The sequence below is a fragment of the Streptococcus sp. FDAARGOS_256 genome (assembly GCF_002289235.2).
Classification (GTDB): Bacteria; Bacillota; Bacilli; order Lactobacillales; family Streptococcaceae; genus Streptococcus.
In genome coordinates this window covers 863,313-882,944 of record NZ_NTGM02000001.1, presented here as the reverse complement: position 1 = coordinate 882,944, position 19,632 = coordinate 863,313, and the positions used below count along the sequence as shown (strand labels likewise).

At 42.2% G+C, this 19,632-nt stretch carries 17 protein-coding genes, 2 tRNA genes and 1 other RNA gene; 18 read left to right on the top strand and 2 right to left on the bottom strand.

From position 1 onward, the window contains the following. Positions 1–115 precede the first annotated feature (115 nt). From A6J84_RS04550 to A6J84_RS04525, 6 genes are all read left to right on the top strand, one after another. Entirely contained in the window at positions 116–1,423 is a 1,308-nt protein-coding gene (locus tag A6J84_RS04550) for a CapA family protein (protein ID WP_095726144.1), read from the top strand. Positions 1,424–1,446: 23 nt separating this feature from the next. Continuing rightward, positions 1,447–2,274, top strand: a complete 828-nt coding sequence (locus tag A6J84_RS04545; protein WP_095726143.1) for a Cof-type HAD-IIB family hydrolase — start codon at positions 1,447–1,449, stop codon at positions 2,272–2,274. Position 2,275: 1 nt separating this feature from the next. Then, the gene (locus A6J84_RS04540) at positions 2,276–2,911 is read left to right on the top strand and encodes an SGNH/GDSL hydrolase family protein (protein ID WP_049520745.1); all 636 of its coding nucleotides are present in this window, start codon (positions 2,276–2,278) and stop codon (positions 2,909–2,911) included. Positions 2,912–2,969: 58 nt separating this feature from the next. Continuing rightward, positions 2,970–3,317, top strand: a transfer-messenger RNA (tmRNA) gene (gene ssrA, locus A6J84_RS04535). An 83-nt stretch (positions 3,318–3,400) separates the two neighbouring features. Further along, positions 3,401–3,488: transfer RNA gene (locus A6J84_RS04530), tRNA-Ser, on the top strand. 79 nt (positions 3,489–3,567) lie between these two features. Then, the gene (locus tag A6J84_RS04525) at positions 3,568–4,527 is read left to right on the top strand and encodes a hypothetical protein (protein ID WP_000721422.1); all 960 of its coding nucleotides are present in this window, start codon (positions 3,568–3,570) and stop codon (positions 4,525–4,527) included. Positions 4,528–4,720: 193 nt separating this feature from the next. Here A6J84_RS04525 and A6J84_RS04520 read toward each other — a convergent pair. Beyond that, positions 4,721–4,808 (bottom strand) — tRNA-Ser (locus tag A6J84_RS04520). A 161-nt stretch (positions 4,809–4,969) separates the two neighbouring features. Between A6J84_RS04520 and A6J84_RS04515 the strand changes: the two genes are divergently transcribed. From A6J84_RS04515 to A6J84_RS04500, 4 genes are all read left to right on the top strand, one after another. Further along, a complete protein-coding gene (locus A6J84_RS04515) occupies positions 4,970–5,710 on the top strand; it encodes a DeoR/GlpR family DNA-binding transcription regulator (protein WP_000920647.1) in 741 nt (246 codons plus the stop codon). Further along, entirely contained in the window at positions 5,707–6,618 is a 912-nt protein-coding gene (gene pfkB, locus A6J84_RS04510; protein WP_070696957.1) for a 1-phosphofructokinase, read from the top strand. Before A6J84_RS04515 ends, pfkB begins: the two co-directional genes overlap by 4 nt. Further along, positions 6,615–8,567: a fructose-specific PTS transporter subunit EIIC gene (locus A6J84_RS04505; protein ID WP_095726142.1), complete on the top strand. Its 1,953-nt coding sequence runs from the start codon at positions 6,615–6,617 to the stop codon at positions 8,565–8,567. Before pfkB ends, A6J84_RS04505 begins: the two co-directional genes overlap by 4 nt. A gap of 86 nt (positions 8,568–8,653) precedes the next feature. Continuing rightward, positions 8,654–10,960: a DNA translocase FtsK gene (locus A6J84_RS04500; protein WP_083321239.1), complete on the top strand. Its 2,307-nt coding sequence runs from the start codon at positions 8,654–8,656 to the stop codon at positions 10,958–10,960. Positions 10,961–11,003: 43 nt separating this feature from the next. Here A6J84_RS04500 and A6J84_RS04495 read toward each other — a convergent pair whose 3' ends face one another. Further along, positions 11,004–11,429 (bottom strand): DUF6556 family protein, encoded by a 426-nt coding sequence (locus A6J84_RS04495; protein ID WP_070838164.1) that lies wholly within the window; start codon positions 11,427–11,429, stop codon positions 11,004–11,006. 137 nt (positions 11,430–11,566) lie between these two features. Here A6J84_RS04495 and A6J84_RS04490 point away from each other — a divergent pair, with 137 nt between their 5' ends. The 8 genes from A6J84_RS04490 to A6J84_RS04455 all read left to right on the top strand — a co-directional run bounded on the left by A6J84_RS04490 (position 11,567) and on the right by A6J84_RS04455 (position 19,628). Beyond that, positions 11,567–12,709, top strand: coding sequence for a cysteine desulfurase family protein (locus tag A6J84_RS04490; protein WP_095726141.1), 1,143 nt, complete (start codon positions 11,567–11,569; stop codon positions 12,707–12,709). A gap of 8 nt (positions 12,710–12,717) precedes the next feature. Beyond that, entirely contained in the window at positions 12,718–13,932 is a 1,215-nt protein-coding gene (gene thiI, locus A6J84_RS04485; RefSeq protein WP_095726140.1) for a tRNA uracil 4-sulfurtransferase ThiI, read from the top strand. A gap of 136 nt (positions 13,933–14,068) precedes the next feature. Next, positions 14,069–14,893, top strand: a complete 825-nt coding sequence (locus tag A6J84_RS04480) for an alpha/beta hydrolase (protein WP_001016818.1) — start codon at positions 14,069–14,071, stop codon at positions 14,891–14,893. A gap of 20 nt (positions 14,894–14,913) precedes the next feature. After that, positions 14,914–15,654 (top strand): esterase family protein, encoded by a 741-nt coding sequence (locus tag A6J84_RS04475; RefSeq protein ID WP_095726139.1) that lies wholly within the window; start codon positions 14,914–14,916, stop codon positions 15,652–15,654. A 12-nt stretch (positions 15,655–15,666) separates the two neighbouring features. Beyond that, positions 15,667–16,833 carry an ATP-grasp domain-containing protein gene (locus tag A6J84_RS04470; protein WP_095726138.1) on the top strand — a complete coding sequence of 389 codons (1,167 nt, stop codon included), beginning with the start codon at positions 15,667–15,669 and terminating at the stop codon, positions 16,831–16,833. A 157-nt stretch (positions 16,834–16,990) separates the two neighbouring features. Beyond that, positions 16,991–17,860 (top strand): aquaglyceroporin Gla, encoded by an 870-nt coding sequence (gla, locus tag A6J84_RS04465; RefSeq protein WP_000348117.1) that lies wholly within the window; start codon positions 16,991–16,993, stop codon positions 17,858–17,860. Positions 17,861–17,970: 110 nt separating this feature from the next. Further along, a complete protein-coding gene (locus tag A6J84_RS04460) occupies positions 17,971–18,696 on the top strand; it encodes a CppA N-terminal domain-containing protein (RefSeq protein WP_095726137.1) in 726 nt (241 codons plus the stop codon). After that, entirely contained in the window at positions 18,693–19,628 is a 936-nt protein-coding gene (locus tag A6J84_RS04455; RefSeq protein ID WP_095726136.1) for a serine hydrolase domain-containing protein, read from the top strand. The genes A6J84_RS04460 and A6J84_RS04455 overlap by 4 nt, the downstream gene beginning before the upstream one ends. Positions 19,629–19,632 lie beyond the last annotated feature (4 nt).

The following is a 19,632-nucleotide window of genomic DNA, read 5'->3' as shown; positions in this document are numbered from 1 at the left end:
GACGAGAAAGAAAGTCACAGAAGTTTCTAAAAAATAATATAATAAACGGTATTCCTCTTTTGTCTGTGGTATAATAAAAGAAAAGGCTTGCAGTAAAAGCAAGGGGGGAATAAAGATGGAAAAGCGACAAGATAGACGGTCTCATGGTCCTATTTTTGGATTGTTGAAGAGTGGTATTGGTTTCTTTAGGAATTATAAATCTTGGACAAATGCTCAGTTTATTATTGTGTTATTGCTTGCAGTTGCCTTATCCATGGGGGGGAACTTATTAGTTCGAGCAGTACAAGGCAACAAGGCAACAAGCCCTAGCAGTCAGACTATAGCGTCTAGCCAGTCCAAAGAAAATCAGTCTGACGAAACGACAGCCCGTATCATGGCAAATGGTGATCTTCTCTACCATATCCCCATCTACCGAACAGCTCTGAAAGAAGACGGTAGCTACGATTTCCACGAAAATTTTGAATATGTAAAACCATGGCTCAAGCAAGCGGATTTAGTGCTTGGTGACTTTGAAGGAACGGTGAACAAAGATCACTATTTGGCAGGTTATCCTCTCTTTAATGCACCTGGAGAAGTCATGGATGCTATCAAAGATGCAGGCTATCAAGTTCTAGACTTGGCTCACAATCACATCTTGGATTCTCAGATAGAGGGAGTGGTTTCGACAGCAGAAGCTATTGAAAAGGCAGGGATGACACCCATAGGAGTCTACACACATGAATCCCGAGACCAAGCTCCACTAGTTATCAAGGAAGTCAATGGTATCAAGGTAGCTCTCCTGGCCTATTCCTACGGTTTTAATGGCATTGAGCAGTATATCTCTCAAGAGGACTATAATCGCTATCTTTCTGACCTGAATGAAGATAAGATGAAGGCGGAAATCGAACGAGCTGAGCAAGAGGCGGATATCACTGTCATCATGCCTCAGATGGGAATTGAGTACCAGCTAGAACCGACGGAAGAACAGAAAACACTGTACCACAAGATGATTGACTGGGGAGCTGATATTATCTTTGGAGGGCACCCTCACGTCGTTGAACCTGCTGAGACAGTTGAAAAAGATGGTGACAAAAAATTGATCATCTATTCCATGGGAAATTTCCTCTCAAATCAACGCATTGAAACCATGCAAGATGAGGAAAATGCCAAGTGGACGGAGCGCGGTGTCCTCATGGATGTGACCATTAAGAAAAAAGATGGCAAGACTAGGATTGAAACTGCCAAAGCGCATCCTACTTGGGTCAATCGAACACCCAAAGGGACTTACTCTCCAGAAGGTTATCCGCTCTTCCTCTATCAGACCTATATCCTAGAGGACTTCATCGAGGGAGGCAGTTACCGTGACAAGTTGGATGAGGCGACCAAGGAACGCATTGACACGGCCTATAAAGAAATGAATGAACATGTAGGGTTGAAGTGGTAGGTGCTCACCCTAAAGGAGATATGATGACGATTAAATTAATTGCAACAGACATGGATGGAACCTTGCTAGACTCGAGAGGTCAGCTAGATCTGCCCCGCTTGGAAAAGATTTTAGATCAGTTGGATCAAAGGGATATCCGTTTTGTCATTTCGACGGGGAATGAGGTTCATCGTATGAGAGAACTATTGGGACACTTGGCTGAACGAGTGATCCTAGTAGTTGCCAATGGGGCGCGTATTTTTGAAAACAATAAACTGATTCAAGCTCAGACCTGGGATGATGCTATGGTTGACAAGGCTCTCCTTCATTTTAAAGGGAGAGAGTGCCGAGATCAGTTCGTCGTAACTAGTATGAATGGGAGTTTTGTCAAGGAAGGAACTGTTTTTACAGACCTAGAAAAATTTATGACTCCAGAGATGATTGAAAGACTCTATCAACGAATGAATTTTGTGGAAGAGTTACAAGCTGACCTCTTTGGTGGAGTGCTTAAAATGAGCATGGTCGTTGGTGAAGAACGATCGAGTTCTGTTTTGCGGGAAATCAATGATCTCTTTGATGGGCATGTAAGAGCTGTTTCCAGTGGTTATGGTTGTATCGATATCCTACAGGCTGGTGTTCACAAGGCTTGGGGATTGGAAGAATTACTCAAGCGCTGGGATTTGACATCGGAACAGATCATGGCTTTTGGTGACAGTGAAAATGATGTTGAGATGTTGGAGATGGCTGGTATTGCCTATGCGATGGAAAATGCAGATGATGAGGCCAAGGAAGTTGCGACTGCCCTAGCACCAGCGAACAGCCAGGCTGGTGTTTATCAAGTTCTAGAAAATTGGTTAGAGAAAGAGAGATAAGGTGGCAGTACAGTTATTAGAAAATTGGCTCCTAAAAGAGCAGACAAAAATTCAAACCAAGTATCGTGAATTGAATCAAGTATCTGTTCTAGAGCCAGATATCATCTTTATTGGTGATTCGATAGTGGAGTATTACCCTCTTCAAGAGTTGTTGGGAACTGCCAAGACGATTGTTAATCGTGGCATCCGAGGCTATCAGACGAGATTGTTATTAGAGAATTTGGATGCCCATCTTTATGGTGATGCTGTCGATCAAATTGTTCTCTTAATTGGGACAAATGATATTGGAAAAGATATTCCCATGAATGATGCTTTGGATAATCTTGAGCGTGTAATCCAATCGATTGCCCGAGAATATCCGCTGTCACAAATAAAGCTCCTTTCCATTCTGCCAGTCAATGAGGGAGAAGAATACAAGCAGACAGTATATATTCGTACCAATGAAAAGATCAGAGAATGGAATCAAGCCTATGAGGCTCTAGTCTCCGCCTATATGCAAGTAGATTTTCTACCAATTTATGATAGTTTGGCAGATTCAGAAGGGCAACTTCAATCAGCCTATACAACAGATGGGCTCCATCTAAGTGTAGCCGGTTATCAAGCCTTATCAGAAGCCTTAAAAGGGGTTCTTTTCTAAAGAAACGGCTTGATTTTGCATTTTTTTTGAAGATAGGTTATAATAGTTCTAACATCCTGGGGTCGTTACGGATTCGACAGGCATTATGAGGCATATTTTGCAACCCGTGTGGCGACGTAAACGCTCAGTTAAATATAACTGCAAAAAATAACACTTCTTACGCTCTAGCTGCCTAAAAACCAGCAGGCGTGACCTGATTTGGATTGCTCGTGTTCAATGACAGGTCTTATGATTAGCGAGATACGATCAAGCCTTGTCTAGTGGTTTGATAAGAGATTAATAGACTCGCAGTTCCTAGGCTTGAGTTATGTGTCTAGGGATTGTTAAAACAATACATAACCTATGGTTGTAGACAAATATGTTGGCAGGTGTTTGGACGTGGGTTCGACTCCCACCGGCTCCATTATGAACAGGTATACAGTAGATTTTTTCCAAATTATATCCTTTGTTGTATCCTTCGTTGTATCCTATTTATTCTAGTGTGTTAGTGGAGAATTACTCAAGAGGCTGAAGAGGACGGTTTGCTAAATCGTTAGGTCGGGTAACTGGCGCGGGGGTTCGAATCCCCCATTCTCCGTTAGATAAACCCAGTGTTTTTCTAAACAACTATCCTTGGAGGTAGTCTCCAAGAGTAAATTTTCATAAAGAGGTGAAACATGAAAAAGATCAAGTTACTAAGTATCTTAGCACTTTCAACAGTTGTCTTGGGTGCATGTTCTGTATTTTCTAATCAGTCATCTGAAGCTTCTTCTGATAACAAGGAGAATACGGAACAAGTTGAGAAGAAAGATGAAGCTGCAGAAGTTAAAGAAAAAGTTACAAAAGATGCTGAGATTCTCTTAGACTCAGTTCTTACTAGCGACTCTGCTCGATTTAAGAAGATTTATGGCGACACTTATGAAAAATGGACTGAGGCAGTATTTGCTGTACAAACAAGTGAAAAAATCAAAGAAGAAGGGCTTTCACCTGCATCTACCTATTCAGTACAATGGCACAAAGATTTCCCTGTAGAAACTCCAGAAGAAACCATTTCAGGTTTCTTGAAGATGAGACGTAGATTATATCAAGATATCGGTTCTTACACTGTTAAAGACGTGAAGGTTGATGAATCAGGAAATACAGCGACTGTTACTTTCAACTCTAAGAAGTTACACTCTAAAGGATTGGCTTCATCTACAAGGGAAGTTCTCACTACTCTTATTGGAGGTGTTGATAACCTAGGTAAATACAATCAAGCTGGTTCAAACGTTGACATCAAGCGTTACCAAACATTGGTTTCTTACTGGATTTTTGAGCATCTATTTAAGAAAGATTTCTCAACCTACAGTGACGTTGACCCTAACTTAGCTCATACACCTTTCACTACTGGTGATTTTGATACTGAAATCAAATTAACAAAGGATAAGGATGGAAACTGGCTGATTTCTCAAGAAGATTACCGTACTTTGGCGACAGAGTTGCTTGATGATACAGAAGGTTATGATAAAATTGTCCGTAAAAACTCAACTAAGTCTAATGATAAATCAACAGACAAGTCTTCTGATAAATCTTCAAACAAATCCACTGATAAATCAACAGACAAATCTTCAGATAAAAAAGATAAAAGCAATATCTAATCACAAGATTTAGAAGAAAAACAAGTAGTCCTAATAAACTACTTGTTTTTTTATGAAATCAAAGTGATTCTAGGATAGGGAAGGATACAGAAAAAAATAGTGTGATAGTTAGAGTAACTCAGCCTTTCATTTCTATGTATTGTTCTTAGAACGATAAAAAAACTGCATTGAGGTGCAGTTTTTCTTTTTTCTACGGAAGACATGGGATTCGAACCCACGCACGCTGTTACACGCCTACCGCGTTTCCAACACGGCCTCTTAAGCCTCTTGAGTAATCTTCCAATACTTACTCAAATAGTCTACCATAAAGCCACTTATCTTGCAATAAAAATTTTGGAAATAAGAAAAATGATAGAAATTGAAAGAAAATGATAAAAAATGCTTGACTTTGATAGAAATTGTGCTAGAATGAATAGTGTAAACGATAACAGGAGGTGATTTGGTGTTAAAAACTGAGCGGAAGCAACTGATTTTAGAGGAGTTAAATCAACATCATGTAGTTTCCCTAGAAAAATTGGTTAGTCTATTAGAAACATCAGAATCAACGGTTCGAAGAGATTTGGATGAGCTGGAGGCGGAAAACAAACTTCGCCGTGTGCATGGTGGAGCAGAATTGCCCCACTCCTTGCAGGAAGAAGAAACCATCCAAGAAAAATCTGTCAAAAACCTTCAAGAGAAGAAGCTACTGGCTCAGAAAGCAGCCTCTCTTATTAAGGAAAAAGATGTCATTTTTATCGATGCTGGAACGACAACTGCTTTTTTAATCAAGGAATTGGTTAATAAGAATATTACAGTTGTGACCAACTCCATTCACCATGCGGTTCAGTTGGTTGAAAAACAGATTCCAACTGTCATGGTTGGAGGAAGTGTCAAGATGGCAACAGATGCATGTATCGGTGGTGTTGCTCTTAACCAAATCAATCAATTGCACTTTGACCGTGCCTTTGTTGGGATGAATGGTGTAGACGATGGTTATTATACGACTCCTGATATGGAGGAGGGAGCCGTTAAGCGTGCTATTTTAGAGAATGCCAAACAAACCTATGTCTTAGTGGATTCGTCTAAGATTGGACAAACTTGCTTTGCCAAGGTAGCACCACTTAAACGCGCTATTGTCATCACAAGTCAAGGGCATGAGCTCTTGCAGGCTATTAAGAAGAAAACGGAGGTAATAGAAGTATGATTTATACAGTCACACTCAATCCATCCATTGACTATATCGTGCGCTTGGACCAAGTTCAAGTCGGTAGTGTCAATCGTATGGACAGTGATGATAAGTTTGCTGGTGGGAAAGGAATCAATGTCAGTCGTGTTTTGAAACGCTTGGGTATTCCAAATACTGCGACTGGATTTATCGGAGGTTTTACTGGTAAATTTATCACAGATACCCTTACAGAGGAAGAAATCGAAACTCGTTTTGTCCAAGTAGCAGAAGATACTCGCATCAATGTCAAGATTAAAGCAGACCAAGAAACAGAAATCAACGGGACTGGTCCAAATGTGGAACCGGCTCAGCTAGAAGAGTTGAAAGCTATTTTGTCTAGTCTGACAGCAGATGATACGGTTGTGTTTGCGGGTTCGAGTGCTAAGAATCTAGGTAATGTTATTTACAAAGATTTGATTGCCTTGACACGCCAGACTGGTGCGCAAGTGGTTTGTGACTTTGAAGGACAGACCTTGATTGATAGTTTGGACTACCAGCCACTTTTGGTTAAACCAAACAATCACGAGCTTGGAGCTATCTTTGGAGTGAAACTCGAAAGTTTAGATGAAATCGAGAACTATGCTCGTCAGTTACTGGCCAAAGGAGCTCAAAACGTTATTATCTCCATGGCTGGCGACGGTGCTCTTCTTGTCACATCTGAGGGAGCTTACTTCGCCAAACCTATCAAGGGAACAGTCAAAAATTCAGTCGGGGCTGGTGACTCTATGGTAGCTGGATTTACAGGTCAATTTGTCAAATCAAAAGACGCAATAGAAGCCTTCAAATGGGGAGTTGCTTGTGGCACAGCAACGACCTTCTCAGATGACTTGGCAACAGCGGACTTTATTAAAGAAACATATGAAAAAGTTGAGGTAGAAAAACGATGAAAATTCAAGACCTATTGAGAAAAGATGTCATGTTGCTGGATTTACAGGCAACTGAAAAAACAGCTGTCATCGAAGAGATGATTCATAGCTTGGTAGATCACGGTTACGTGACGGATTTTGAAACCTTTAAAGAAGGAATTTTAGCGCGTGAAGCTCTCACTTCCACTGGTTTGGGTGATGGAATCGCTATGCCTCACAGTAAAAATTCTGCTGTCAAAGAAGCAACGGTTCTCTTTGCTAAGTCAAACAAGGGTGTTGACTACGAAAGCTTGGATGGGCAACCAACAGACCTCTTCTTCATGATTGCTGCTCCAGAAGGTGCCAATGATACTCACTTAGCAGCCTTGGCAGAATTGTCTCAATACTTGATGAAAGATGGTTTTGCTGATAAACTTCGTCAAGTAACATCTGCAGATCAAGTTATCGAACTTTTTGACCAAGCTTCAGAAAAAGCTGAGGAGCCTGTTCAAGCACCTGCCAATGAATCTGGCGACTTTATCGTAGCTGTTACAGCTTGTACGACAGGTATCGCCCACACTTATATGGCCCAAGAAGCCCTTCAAAAAGTGGCTGCTGAAATGGGTGTTGGGATCAAGGTTGAAACCAATGGTGCTAGCGGTGTTGGAAATCAACTAACTGCAGAGGACATCCGCAAGGCTAAAGCTGTTATCATCGCTGCAGACAAGGCAGTTGAGATGGATCGTTTCGATGGTAAACCTTTGGTTAACCGTCCGGTTGCAGACGGTATCCGTAAGACGGAAGAATTGATCAACTTGGCTCTTTCAGGAGATGCTGAAGTTTACCATGCTGCTAATGGAGCAAAAGCTGCAACAGCATCTAACGAAAAACAAAGTCTTGGTGGTGCTTTCTACAAACACTTGATGAGTGGTGTATCTCAAATGTTGCCATTCGTTATCGGTGGTGGTATCATGATTGCCCTTGCCTTCTTGATCGACGGAGCTTTTGGTGTGCCACAAGATAGTCTTGGTAATCTCGGATCTTACCATGAGCTAGCTTCTATGTTCATGAAAATCGGTGGAGCAGCCTTTGGCTTGATGCTTCCAGTTTTTGCAGGCTACGTAGCCTACTCTATCGCCGAAAAACCAGGTTTGGTAGCAGGTTTTGTGGCTGGTGCTATTGCCAAAGAAGGTTTTGCCTTTGGTAAAATTCCTTATGCCGCAGGTGGTGAAGCAACTTCAACTCTTGCAGGTGTCTCATCTGGTTTCCTAGGTGCACTTGTTGGTGGATTTATCGCAGGAGCCTTGGTTCTTGCTATCAAGAAATATGTCAAAGTTCCTCGTTCACTTGAAGGTGCTAAATCAATCCTTCTCTTGCCACTTTTTGGAACAATTTTGACTGGATTTGTCATGCTAGCTGTCAACATCCCAATGGCAAGAATCAACACCGATATGAATGCCTTCCTAGGCGGTCTTGGAGGAGGTTCAGCTGTCCTTCTTGGTATCGTTCTTGGAAGCATGATGGCTGTTGACATGGGTGGACCAGTCAACAAAGCTGCTTATGTCTTTGGTACAGGTACGCTTGCAGCGACTGTTTCTTCAGGTGGTTCTGTAGCTATGGCAGCAGTTATGGCCGGAGGAATGGTTCCACCACTTGCCATCTTTGTCGCAACCCTTCTCTTTAAAGATAAATTTACCAAAGAAGAACGCAACTCTGGTTTGACAAACATCATCATGGGCTTGTCATTTATCACTGAGGGAGCGATCCCATTTGGTGCAGCAGACCCAGCTCGTGCGATTCCTAGCTTCATCCTTGGTTCGGCAGTAGCAGGCGGACTCGTTGGTCTTGCAGGAATCAAACTCATGGCGCCACACGGAGGAATCTTCGTCATCGCTCTTACTTCAAATGCCCTTCTCTACCTTGCCTTTGTATTGGTTGGCGCAATTGTAAGTGGTGTGGTTTATGGTTACCTACGCAAACCACAAGCATAAAAAGGATTAGAATAGAAAGATTGTTACCATTTGGTGCAATCTTTTTCTCTATTCGAAATGGCTGTGAAATATGGTATAATAAAAGAATGGCAAACAAGAATACTACAAAAACAAGACGGAGACCGTCTAAAGCAGAACTCGAAAGAAAACAGGCTATCCAGAGGATGTTGATTTCCTTAGGAATTGCCTTGTTATTGATTATTGCAGCCCTCAAACTCGGTGCAGCAGGTGTCACTCTTTACAATCTCATTCGACTGGTGGTCGGAAGTTTGGCCTATGTGGCCATAGGTGGTCTCCTCATCTATCTTTTTCTTTTTAAATGGATCCGCAAGCAAGAGGGACTTCTGTCAGGATTTCTCTGTATCTTTGCTGGCTTACTCTTGATTTTTGAGGCCTACTTGGTATGGAAATATGGCTTGGAGCAGTCAGTCCTAAAAGGGACCCTGTCTCAAGTTATGACGGACCTGACTGGTATGCGGGTGACTAGCTTTGCTGGTGGAGGCCTGCTTGGTGTTGGACTCTATATCCCCATATCCTTTCTTTTCTCCAATATCGGATCGTACTTTATTGGAGTTCTCTTGATTCTAGTTGGGGCACTCTTGGTTAGTCCCTGGTCTATTTATGATGTTGCAGCCTTTATTGGAGCTCAGTTCAGATCCTTCATAGAAAAACAGGAACAGAGAAAACAGGAACGCTTCATCAAGAGAGAAGAAGAGAAGGCTCGTCAAGAAGCTGAAGAAGCCGCCAGAATTCAGAGAGAACAAGAAGAACAGGATGCATTACCGCTTCCTCCTGTAGATCCTGAAACGGGAGAAATCTTATCAGAGGTACCAGACTACGATTTCCCCCAAATTCCTGAGGAAGAGTGGATCGAACCGGAGATTATCCTCCCTCAAACTGATTTTGACGTTCCAGATGTGGAAGAAGACTTTGAGGATGAAGAGGTGCAGGTTGATTTTTCTGCCAAAGAAGCTCTCGAATACAAACTGCCAAGCTTGCAACTCTTTGCGCCAGATAAACCCAAAGATCAGTCCAAGGAAAAGAAGATTGTTCGAGAAAATATCAAAATTTTAGAAGAAACCTTTGCTAGCTTTGGTATCAAGGTGACGGTGGAACGGGCTGAAATAGGACCATCAGTTACCAAGTATGAAGTCAAGCCAGCAGTTGGTGTACGGGTTAACCGCATTTCCAATCTGGCAGATGACTTAGCGCTAGCTCTGGCGGCCAAGGACGTCCGGATTGAGGCACCAATACCTGGTAAATCCTTAGTCGGAATTGAGGTTCCTAACTCAGAAATCGCGACTGTTTCCTTCCGAGAACTCTGGGAACAGTCTCAGACTAAACCAGAAAATCTCCTCGAAATTCCTCTGGGTAAGGCTGTCAATGGAACTGCCCGCACCTTTGACCTTTCCAAGATGCCCCACCTACTCGTTGCAGGTTCGACGGGATCAGGGAAATCAGTCGCAGTTAACGGTATTATTGCTAGCATTCTGATGAAAGCAAGACCAGACCAAGTCAAGTTTATGATGGTGGATCCAAAGATGGTTGAGCTATCAGTTTACAACGACATTCCTCATCTCTTGATCCCAGTTGTGACCAATCCACGCAAGGCCAGCAAGGCCCTGCAAAAGGTTGTGGATGAGATGGAAAACCGTTACGAACTCTTTGCCAAGGTTGGTGTGCGAAATATCGCTGGTTACAATGCCAAGGTTGAGGAATTTAATAGCCAATCTGAGTACAAACAAGTACCGCTGCCTTTGATTGTTGTCATTGTGGATGAGTTGGCAGACCTCATGATGGTGGCTAGCAAGGAAGTGGAAGATGCCATTATTCGTCTCGGACAGAAAGCGCGTGCCGCAGGGATTCACATGATTCTCGCAACGCAGCGTCCATCGGTTGATGTTATCTCTGGTCTTATCAAAGCCAATGTCCCATCTCGTGTGGCTTTTGCAGTCTCATCAGGTACAGATTCACGAACCATCTTGGATGAGAATGGAGCAGAAAAACTGCTTGGTCGAGGAGATATGCTCTTTAAACCAATTGATGAAAATCATCCAGTCCGTCTGCAAGGTTCCTTTATCTCGGATGATGATGTTGAACGTATCGTAAACTTCATCAAGGCTCAGGCAGATGCGGACTACGATGACAGCTTTGACCCAGGAGATGTTCCTGAAAATGAAGGAGATTTTTCTGATGGTGAAGCTGGTGGCGATCCGCTTTTTGAAGAAGCTAAGGCTTTGGTTATCGAAACCCAGAAAGCTAGCGCTTCAATGATTCAGCGTCGTTTGTCAGTTGGATTTAATCGTGCGACCCGCCTTATGGAAGAACTCGAAATGGCAGGTGTCATCGGTCCAGCTGAGGGAACCAAACCACGAAAAGTATTGCAACAATAAAAAATAGCTTCTTTCCAAATTTGGAAAGAAGCTATTTTGGTGATTACTGGTTCGTTTTAGTTTCAGAACTCGTCGTATTTGACTGTGTTCCATTATCGCTTGTTTCTTTTGTTGAGGAAGGTGTAGAAGAATCCTGAGTTGTTGTTTTCTGCTCTTCTTTTTTCTCCTCTTTTTTATTGGATTGAGAAGTTTCTTCTTGCGTGGTATTTTCTTTAGTGGAAGTGTTGTCCCTGTTAGGTGTAGTATTTTCCTGAGGGGATTCCTTTTGAATCTCCTTGACAACAGTTGTTTGGGTTGTCGTCGGTTCTTTTTTGTTGTTTTTGTTATTATCCATGGCGTTCATAATGGTGATAGTAGCGGTGATTAGGCCAAGGATACTACCGATGGTAGCAATCGTTTTTTGAAAGACAGTAAATCCCTTTTTGATGTGTTCTGTTTTTGGTTTTGAAGTTCTACGATAGTTAGACATGATACTCTCCTTTAATTATGATTTATTATACCTCATTTCTTTAAAAAAATCTTAAAAAAAGAGAAAACTCCCTTTCTTGTCGCAGGTCTCTTTTCGTGATACAATAGAAGGAGTGATTTTAGAAAGCGTGAGAAAACATGATCTACTTTGATAATTCGGCGACAACTAAGCCTTATCCTGAAGCACTTGAAACTTACATGCAGGTCGCTTCAAAAATTGTAGGAAATCCATCCAGTCTCCATCGTTTGGGAGACCAGGCAACACGAATTTTAGATGCTTCTCGGCAGCAAATTGCAGATTTGATTGGGAAGAAGAGTGATGAAATCTTCTTTACCTCTGGCGGAACAGAAGGGGATAACTGGATCATCAAGGGTGTGGCCTTTGAAAAAGCCCAGTTTGGCAAGCACATCATCGTATCAGCCATTGAGCATCCAGCAGTCAAGGAGTCAGCCATCTGGCTGAAAAGTCAAGGTTTTGAGGTAGATTTTGTCCCAGTTGATGAGAAAGGATTTGTAGATGTCAAGGCTCTAGCAAGTTTGATTCGATCGGATACAACGTTAATTTCGGTCATGGCAGTTAACAATGAAATCGGATCTATCCAGCCTATTGAGGCTATCTCAGAACTGTTGGCAGATAAGCCGACTATTTCCTTCCACGTTGATGCAGTTCAGGCACTTGCTAAGATTCCGACTGAAAAATACCTGACGAATCGAGTGGATTTTGCAACCTTTTCGAGCCATAAGTTTCATGGTGTGCGAGGAGTTGGCTTTGTCTATATCAAGTCTGGTAAGAAGATTACGCCTCTTTTAACTGGTGGTGGTCAGGAGCGAGACTATCGTTCGACAACTGAAAATGTAGCAGGGATTGCAGCGACAGCCAAAGCTCTCCGTTTATCTATGGAAAAGTTAGATATCTTTGCTAGTAAGACAGGGCAGATGAAGGCAGTCATTCGTCAAGCCATTCTGGATTATCAAGATATTTTTGTCTTTTCGGATGAGGAAGACTTTGCCCCTCATATCCTGACTTTTGGGATTAAGGGGGTTCGTGGAGAAGTCATCGTTCATGCATTTGAAGACTATGATATTTTCATTTCCACAACCTCTGCTTGTTCGTCCAAGGCAGGGAAACCTGCAGGCACCTTGATAGCCATGGGAGTGGACAAAGATAAGGCCCAGTCAGCTGTTCGCCTAAGCCTAGACTTGGAAAATGATATGAGTCAAGTCGAGCAGTTCTTGACCAAGCTAAAATTAATTTACAATCAAACTAGAAAAGTAAGATAGGAGCATTTATGCAGTATTCAGAGATTATGATTCGCTATGGAGAATTGTCAACCAAACACAAAAATCGTATGCGTTTCATCAATAAACTTCGTAATAATATTTCAGACGTTTTGTCTATCTATCCTCAAGTTAAGGTAACCGCAGATCGCGACCGTGCTCACGCTTACCTCAATGGAGCTGATTATACCGCAGTTGCAGAATCGCTCAAACAAGTCTTTGGGATTCAAAACTTTTCTCCTGTGTATAAGATTGAAAAGTCAGTGGACGTTCTGAAGTCTGCTGTCCAAGAGATTATGAAGGAAATCTACAAGGAAGGGATGACCTTTAAAATCACTAGTAAGCGTAGCGACCACAACTTTGAATTAGATAGTCGTGAACTGAATCAAACTCTTGGTGGAGCTGTTTTCGAGGCTATTCCAAACGTACAAGCTCAGATGAAAAATCCAGATATTAATCTTCAGGTTGAGATTCGTGAAGAGGCTGCCTATCTTTCCTATGAAACCTTTCGGGGAGCAGGAGGATTACCTGTGGGAAGTTCTGGTAAAGGCATGCTCATGTTGTCAGGAGGGATTGACTCACCTGTAGCAGGTTATCTAGCTCTTAAACGTGGGGTAGATATTGAGGCGGTTCACTTTGCCAGTCCGCCATACACGAGTCCTGGTGCTCTTAAAAAAGCCCAAGATTTGACCCGCAAATTGACTAAATTTGGGGGCAATATTCAGTTTATCGAGGTGCCTTTTACAGAGATTCAAGAGGAAATCAAGGCTAAAGCGCCAGAAGCCTACCTCATGACCTTGACCCGTCGTTTTATGATGCGCATTACCGACCGTATTCGAGAGGTGAGAAATGGTTTAGTTATCATCAATGGGGAAAGTCTTGGTCAAGTAGCTAGCCAAACTTTGGAAAGCATGCAGACGATCAACGCTGTGACTAGCACTCCAATTATTCGTCCCGTGGTTACGATGGACAAGTTGGAAATCATTGACATCGCGCAGGAAATCGATACCTTTGAAATTTCAATTCAGCCTTTTGAGGACTGCTGTACTATTTTTGCGCCTGATCGTCCTAAGACTAATCCTAAGATAGAGAATGCTGAGCAGTATGAAAAACGCATGGATGTTGAAGGCTTGGTTGAGCGAGCAGTGGCAGGGATTATGATCACTAAGATCACACCTCAAGCTGAAAAAGATGCTGTCGATGAGTTAATTGATAATCTCCTCTAATCAGAAAATCCAGAAGAATTTAGAATATTAAATGAAAAAAGTTAGTTATTTATCCTTAAAATGGACAATTACTGACTTTTTTTCTATTTTTATGGTATAATGAGATAAAATTTTGAATATAGAGAGTTTTCTGACAATGAATCATTCCTACTTTTACTTAAAAATGAAAGAACACAAACTCAAGGTTCCTTATACTGGAAAAGAGCGTCGTGTGCGTGTGCTCCTGCCAAAGGATTATGAGAAAGACACAGACCGTTTTTACCCTGTTGTTTACTTTCATGATGGGCAAAATGTCTTTTACAGCAAGGAGTCCTATATCGGACACTCTTGGAAGATTATTCCAGCCATTAAGCGGAATCCTGACATCAGTCGCATGATTGTTGTTGCTATTGACAATGATGGTATGGGACGGATGAATGAGTATGCGGCTTGGAAGTTTCAAGAATCTCCTATCCCAGGCCAGCAGTTTGGTGGTAAGGGTGTGGAGTATGCCGAGTTTGTCATGGAGGTGGTCAAGCCTTTTATTGATGAGACCTACCGTACTAAAGCTGATCGCCAGCATACGGCTATGATTGGTTCGTCACTAGGAGGCAATATTACCCAGTTTATCGGACTAGAGTACCAAGACCGAATTGGTTGTCTAGGTGTCTTTTCATCTGCTAACTGGCTTCACCAAGAAGCCTTTAACCGCTATATCGAGCGCAAGAAATTGACGCCTGAACAGCGCATTTTCATCTATGTAGGGACAGAAGAAGCAGACGATACGGATAAGACCTTGATGGCTGGCAATATCAAGCAAGCCTATATCGACTCGTCGCTTCGCTATTACCATGATTTGATTGCAGGTGGAGTAGGCTTGGATAATCTAGTCCTGAAAGTTCAGTCTGGTGCTATCCATAGTGAAATACCTTGGTCGGAAAATTTACCAGACTGTCTCCGATTTTTTGCAGAGAAATGGTAAGTTAGGAAAGGAGAAAGCCAATGCATATTGAAAACCTTAGCCACTGGAGTGGCCACCTCAACCGTGAAATGTACCTCAACCGTTATGGACATGCTGGGATTCCAGTTGTGGTTTTTGCTTCATCTGGTGGCAGTCACAATGAATACTATGATTTTGGCATGATTGATGCCTGTGCTTCCTTTATCGAAGAAGGCCGTGTCCAATTCTTTACCCTATCTAGTGTGGATAGTGAGAGCTGGCTGGCTACTTGGAAAAATAGTCATGACCAAGCGGAGATGCATCGAGCTTACGAACGTTATGTGATTGAGGAGGCGACTCCTTTTATCAAGCATAAGACAGGTTGGTTTGATGGGATGATGACGACGGGGTGTTCGATGGGAGCCTACCATGCACTCAATTTCTTCCTCCAGCATCCAGATGTCTTTACCAAGGTTATTGCCCTCAGTGGTGTTTATGATGCCCGCTTCTTCGTTGGAGATTACTACAATGACGATGCCATTTACCAAAACTCTCCAGTCGATTATATTTGGAATCAGAATGACGGATGGTTTATCGATCGTTACCGTCAGGCTGAGATTGTCGTCTGTACAGGTCTCGGTGCTTGGGAACAAGATGGTCTGCCATCCTTCTACAAGCTCAAAGAAGCCTTTGACCAGAAACAAATTCCAGCATGGTTTGCTGAATGGGGGCACGATGTTGCCCACGACTGGGAATGGTGGCGTAAACAAATGCCCTATTTTCTTGGACACCTGTATCTATAAAAGGAGTTGCCTATGAATTACCTTGTTATTTCTCCCTACTATCCGCAAAACTTCCAACAGTTTACCATCGAGCTAGCCAATAAAGGCATCACCGTTTTGGGGATTGGTCAAGAACCTTACGAACAACTAGATGAACCTTTGCGCAATAGCATGACCGAGTATTTCCGTGTGGACAATCTTGAGAACATAGACGAAGTCAAACGTGCTGTTGCCTTTCTGTTCTACAAGCATGGACCAATCGACCGCATCGAGTCCCACAATGAATACTGGCTTGAGCTGGACGCAACACTTCGTGAGCAATTTAATGTCTTTGGTGCCAAACCAGAGGATCTCAAAAAGACCAAATATAAGTCTGAGATGAAGAAACTTTTCAAAAAAGCAGGTGTCCCTGTGGTACCTGGTGCTGTTATCCATACGGAAGCAGATGTGGATAAAGCAGTGACCGAAATCGGTCTACCAATGATTGCCAAACCTGATAATGGAGTGGGAGCGGCAGCAACCTTTAAGCTTGAGACAGAAGACGATGTAAATCACTTTAAGGCTGAATGGGACCATTCAACCGTTTATTTCTTTGAAAAATTTGTCACTTCTAGCGAAATCTGTACCTTTGACGGGCTTGTGGACAAAGATGGCAACATCGTCTTTTCAACGACTTTCGACTACGCCCATACACCACTTGATCTCATGATTTATAAGATGGACAATTCCTACTATGTACTCAAGGATATGGATCCCAAACTGCGCAAGTATGGCGAGGCCATTGTCAAGGAATTTGGTATGAAAGAGCGCTTTTTCCATATCGAGTTTTTCCGTGACGGGGATGACTACATTGCCATTGAGTACAATAACCGTCCTGCAGGTGGCTTTACCATTGATGTTTATAACTTTGCCCACTCCTTGGATCTCTACCGAGGTTATGCAGCTATTGTCGCAGGAGAAGAGTTCCCAGCATCAGAGTTTGAACCTCAATACTGTCTAGCTACATCACGTCGTGCCAATGCAAACTATGTCTATTCAGAAGAAGACTTGCTTGCTAAGTACAGCCAGCAATTCAAGGTCAAAAAAATCATGCCAGCAGCCTTTGCAGAGCTACAAGGGGACTACCTTTATATGTTGACCACTCCGAGTCGCCAAGAGATGGAGCAGATGATTGCAGATTTTGGTCAACGTCAAGAATAACGATTAGGACAAAAGGAGTTTGACTTCTTTTGTCCTTTTCTTAAAGATAAGTTAAATAAAGCGTTTTCCAGAGATTCTTTTAGAAAAGATATTGCTAAAAGGCCTAAAAATTGATAGAATAAGGATTGTCTAAAAAAATTTAAGGAGAATCTATCAAATGGATTTTACATGGGCTATTAAATATGCCACAGAATTCTTGGGAACTGCTATTTTGATCATTCTTGGTAATGGTGCAGTTGCTAACGTTGAACTTAAAGGTACGAAAGGTCACCAAAGTGGCTGGCTCGTTATCGCGGTTGGTTATGGTATGGGGGTTATGATCCCAGCCTTGATGTTTGGTAATGTATCTGGTAACCACATCAACCCAGCTTTCACTCTTGGACTTGCTGTTAGTGGACTTTTCTCTTGGGAGCAAGTACCATATTACATCCTAGCACAAGTTTTGGGAGCAATCTTTGGTCAAGCTTTGGTTGTAGCGACTCACCGTCCTTACTACTTGAAGACAGAAAATCCAAACAATATCTTGGGTACCTTCTCAACGATTTCAAGCATCGACCACGGTACAAAAGAATCACGTTTTGCAGCTACTGTTAACGGTTTCCTCAATGAGTTTGTAGGTTCATTTGTTCTTTTCTTTGCAGCACTTGGTTTGACTAAAAACTTCTTTGGTGCTGAGGTTCTTCAATACATGAAACAAATGGCTACTCAAGCTGGACAAACTGTTGATTTAAGTGAATTGGCAGTGAAAGCTCAAGTAGCTCCACATACAGCTGCTGGGATCTCAGTTGCGCACTTGGCACTTGGTTTCCTAGTAATGGCCTTGGTAACTTCACTCGGTGGACCTACTGGACCTGGTTTGAACCCAGCTCGTGACTTTGGACCACGTCTTCTTCATGAACTCCTTCCAAAATCAGTTCTTGGTCAACACAAGGGTGATTCAAAATGGTGGTATGCATGGGTTCCGGTTGTAGCTCCAATTGCAGCGGGTATTGCAGCAGTAGCACTATTTAAACTACTTTACCTATAAAAAATAAAACTGGGGAATCCCAGTTTTTTTGTTATAAAATTTCTAAATAAAATAGATATGGCTTGTAAAATATTCGAAAATCCTTTAAAATAAAAGAGTTGGAGGAATTTATGAATGTGAATGAGATTGTTCGGATCGTTCCGACTTTGAAAGTTAATAATCGAAAATTAAATGAAAAATTTTACATTGAAACCCTAGGGATGAAACCTTTGCTGGAAGAGTCTGCCTTTCTTTCCTTAGGTGATCAGACAGGTACTGAAAGATTGATTTTAGAAGAGGCTCCAAGCATGCGAACACGCAGAGTTGAAGGGCTTAAGAAGCTAGCTAGACTCTTGATAAAGGTTGAGAATCCTTCTGAAATCGAGGCCCTCCTTTCTCAGATGAAGTCTCTTCCTCGCCTATTTAAAGGAAACCGTGGGTATGCTTTTGAGATTGTTTCTCCTGAAGAGGATGTGATCCTTGTTCATGCAGAAGATGATATAAGAGATTTGGTTCCACTGGAAACTGTTCCTGAATTTTATTCAAATACAAGTATAAAATACGTGAGCCAATTTGAGGTTTCTATGGAGTTGCGTTTACCTGAAGGGACAGAGAGTTTACTTGATCCCGAAGGAGTAGCGCCAGTAATTACCTTTACTAAAGGACAAGGACCAGATTTGGCTGTTGAAAACAATGTCACTTGGGATTTGACGATGTTAAAATTTTTAGTCAAGAATTTTGATCTAACCAGTCTTCGTCAGAAATTTGAAAAGACAGGCTACTTTGTCCCTAAGTCTAAAAAATTCTTCCTTGGTAAAGATACCAATAACATTGAATTGTGGTTTGAAGAAGCATGAAGTTGGAAAAAATTCTAAGAAAAATAGAAAATCAAATCGAGGCAGGGATTTATCCCGGGGCCTCTTTTGCGTATTATAAGGATGGTGAATGGAAAGAGTCTTATCTAGGATTGAGTGATCCAGAACGAGACTTGAAGACAGAAACCGGTTTGGTTTATGATTTGGCCAGTGTGAGTAAGGTCGTGGGAGTGGGGACGGTTCTTATCTTCTTGTGGCAGCAGGGCAAATTAGATATTGATCGACCGGTGACGGATTTTTTACCGGAGTGTGATTATCCTGATATCACTATACGGCAACTTTTGACCCATGCTACAGATTTAGACCCCTTTATTCCAAATCGGGACCTCTTGACTGCCCCTGAATTAAAAGAAGCTATGTTTCACCTCAACAGACGAAATAAGTCAGCCTTCCTATACTCGGACGTTCACTTTTTACTCTTAGGATTTCTTTTGGAAAAAATCTTTGACCAAGACTTGGATCAGATTATAGAAGAACAAGTTTTGGGACCATGGGGAATGACGGGAACCAAGTTCGGCCCCGTTGAGCAAGCTGTACCAACAGTGAGAGGAGTAGAGGCCGGAATCATTCACGATCCCAAAGCTCGTCTATTAGGGAAACACGCAGGAAGTGCTGGTTTATTTTCGACTGTTAAGGATTTGCAGACCTTTCTGGAACATTATTTGAAAGATGATTTTGCAGCAGAATTGAGCCGAAATTTTTCTCCCTTAGATGATAAGGAGCGGTCTCTAGCCTGGAATCTGGAAGGGGCTTGGCTCGACCATACGGGTTATACTGGTACCTTTATCATGTGGAATCGAGAGAAACAAGAAGCGGCTATCTTTTTATCCAATCGAACGTATGAGAAGGATGAGCGTGCCCAGTGGATAGTCGATCGAAATCAAGTCATGGAAATGATTCGTCAAGAGGAGTAGGAAG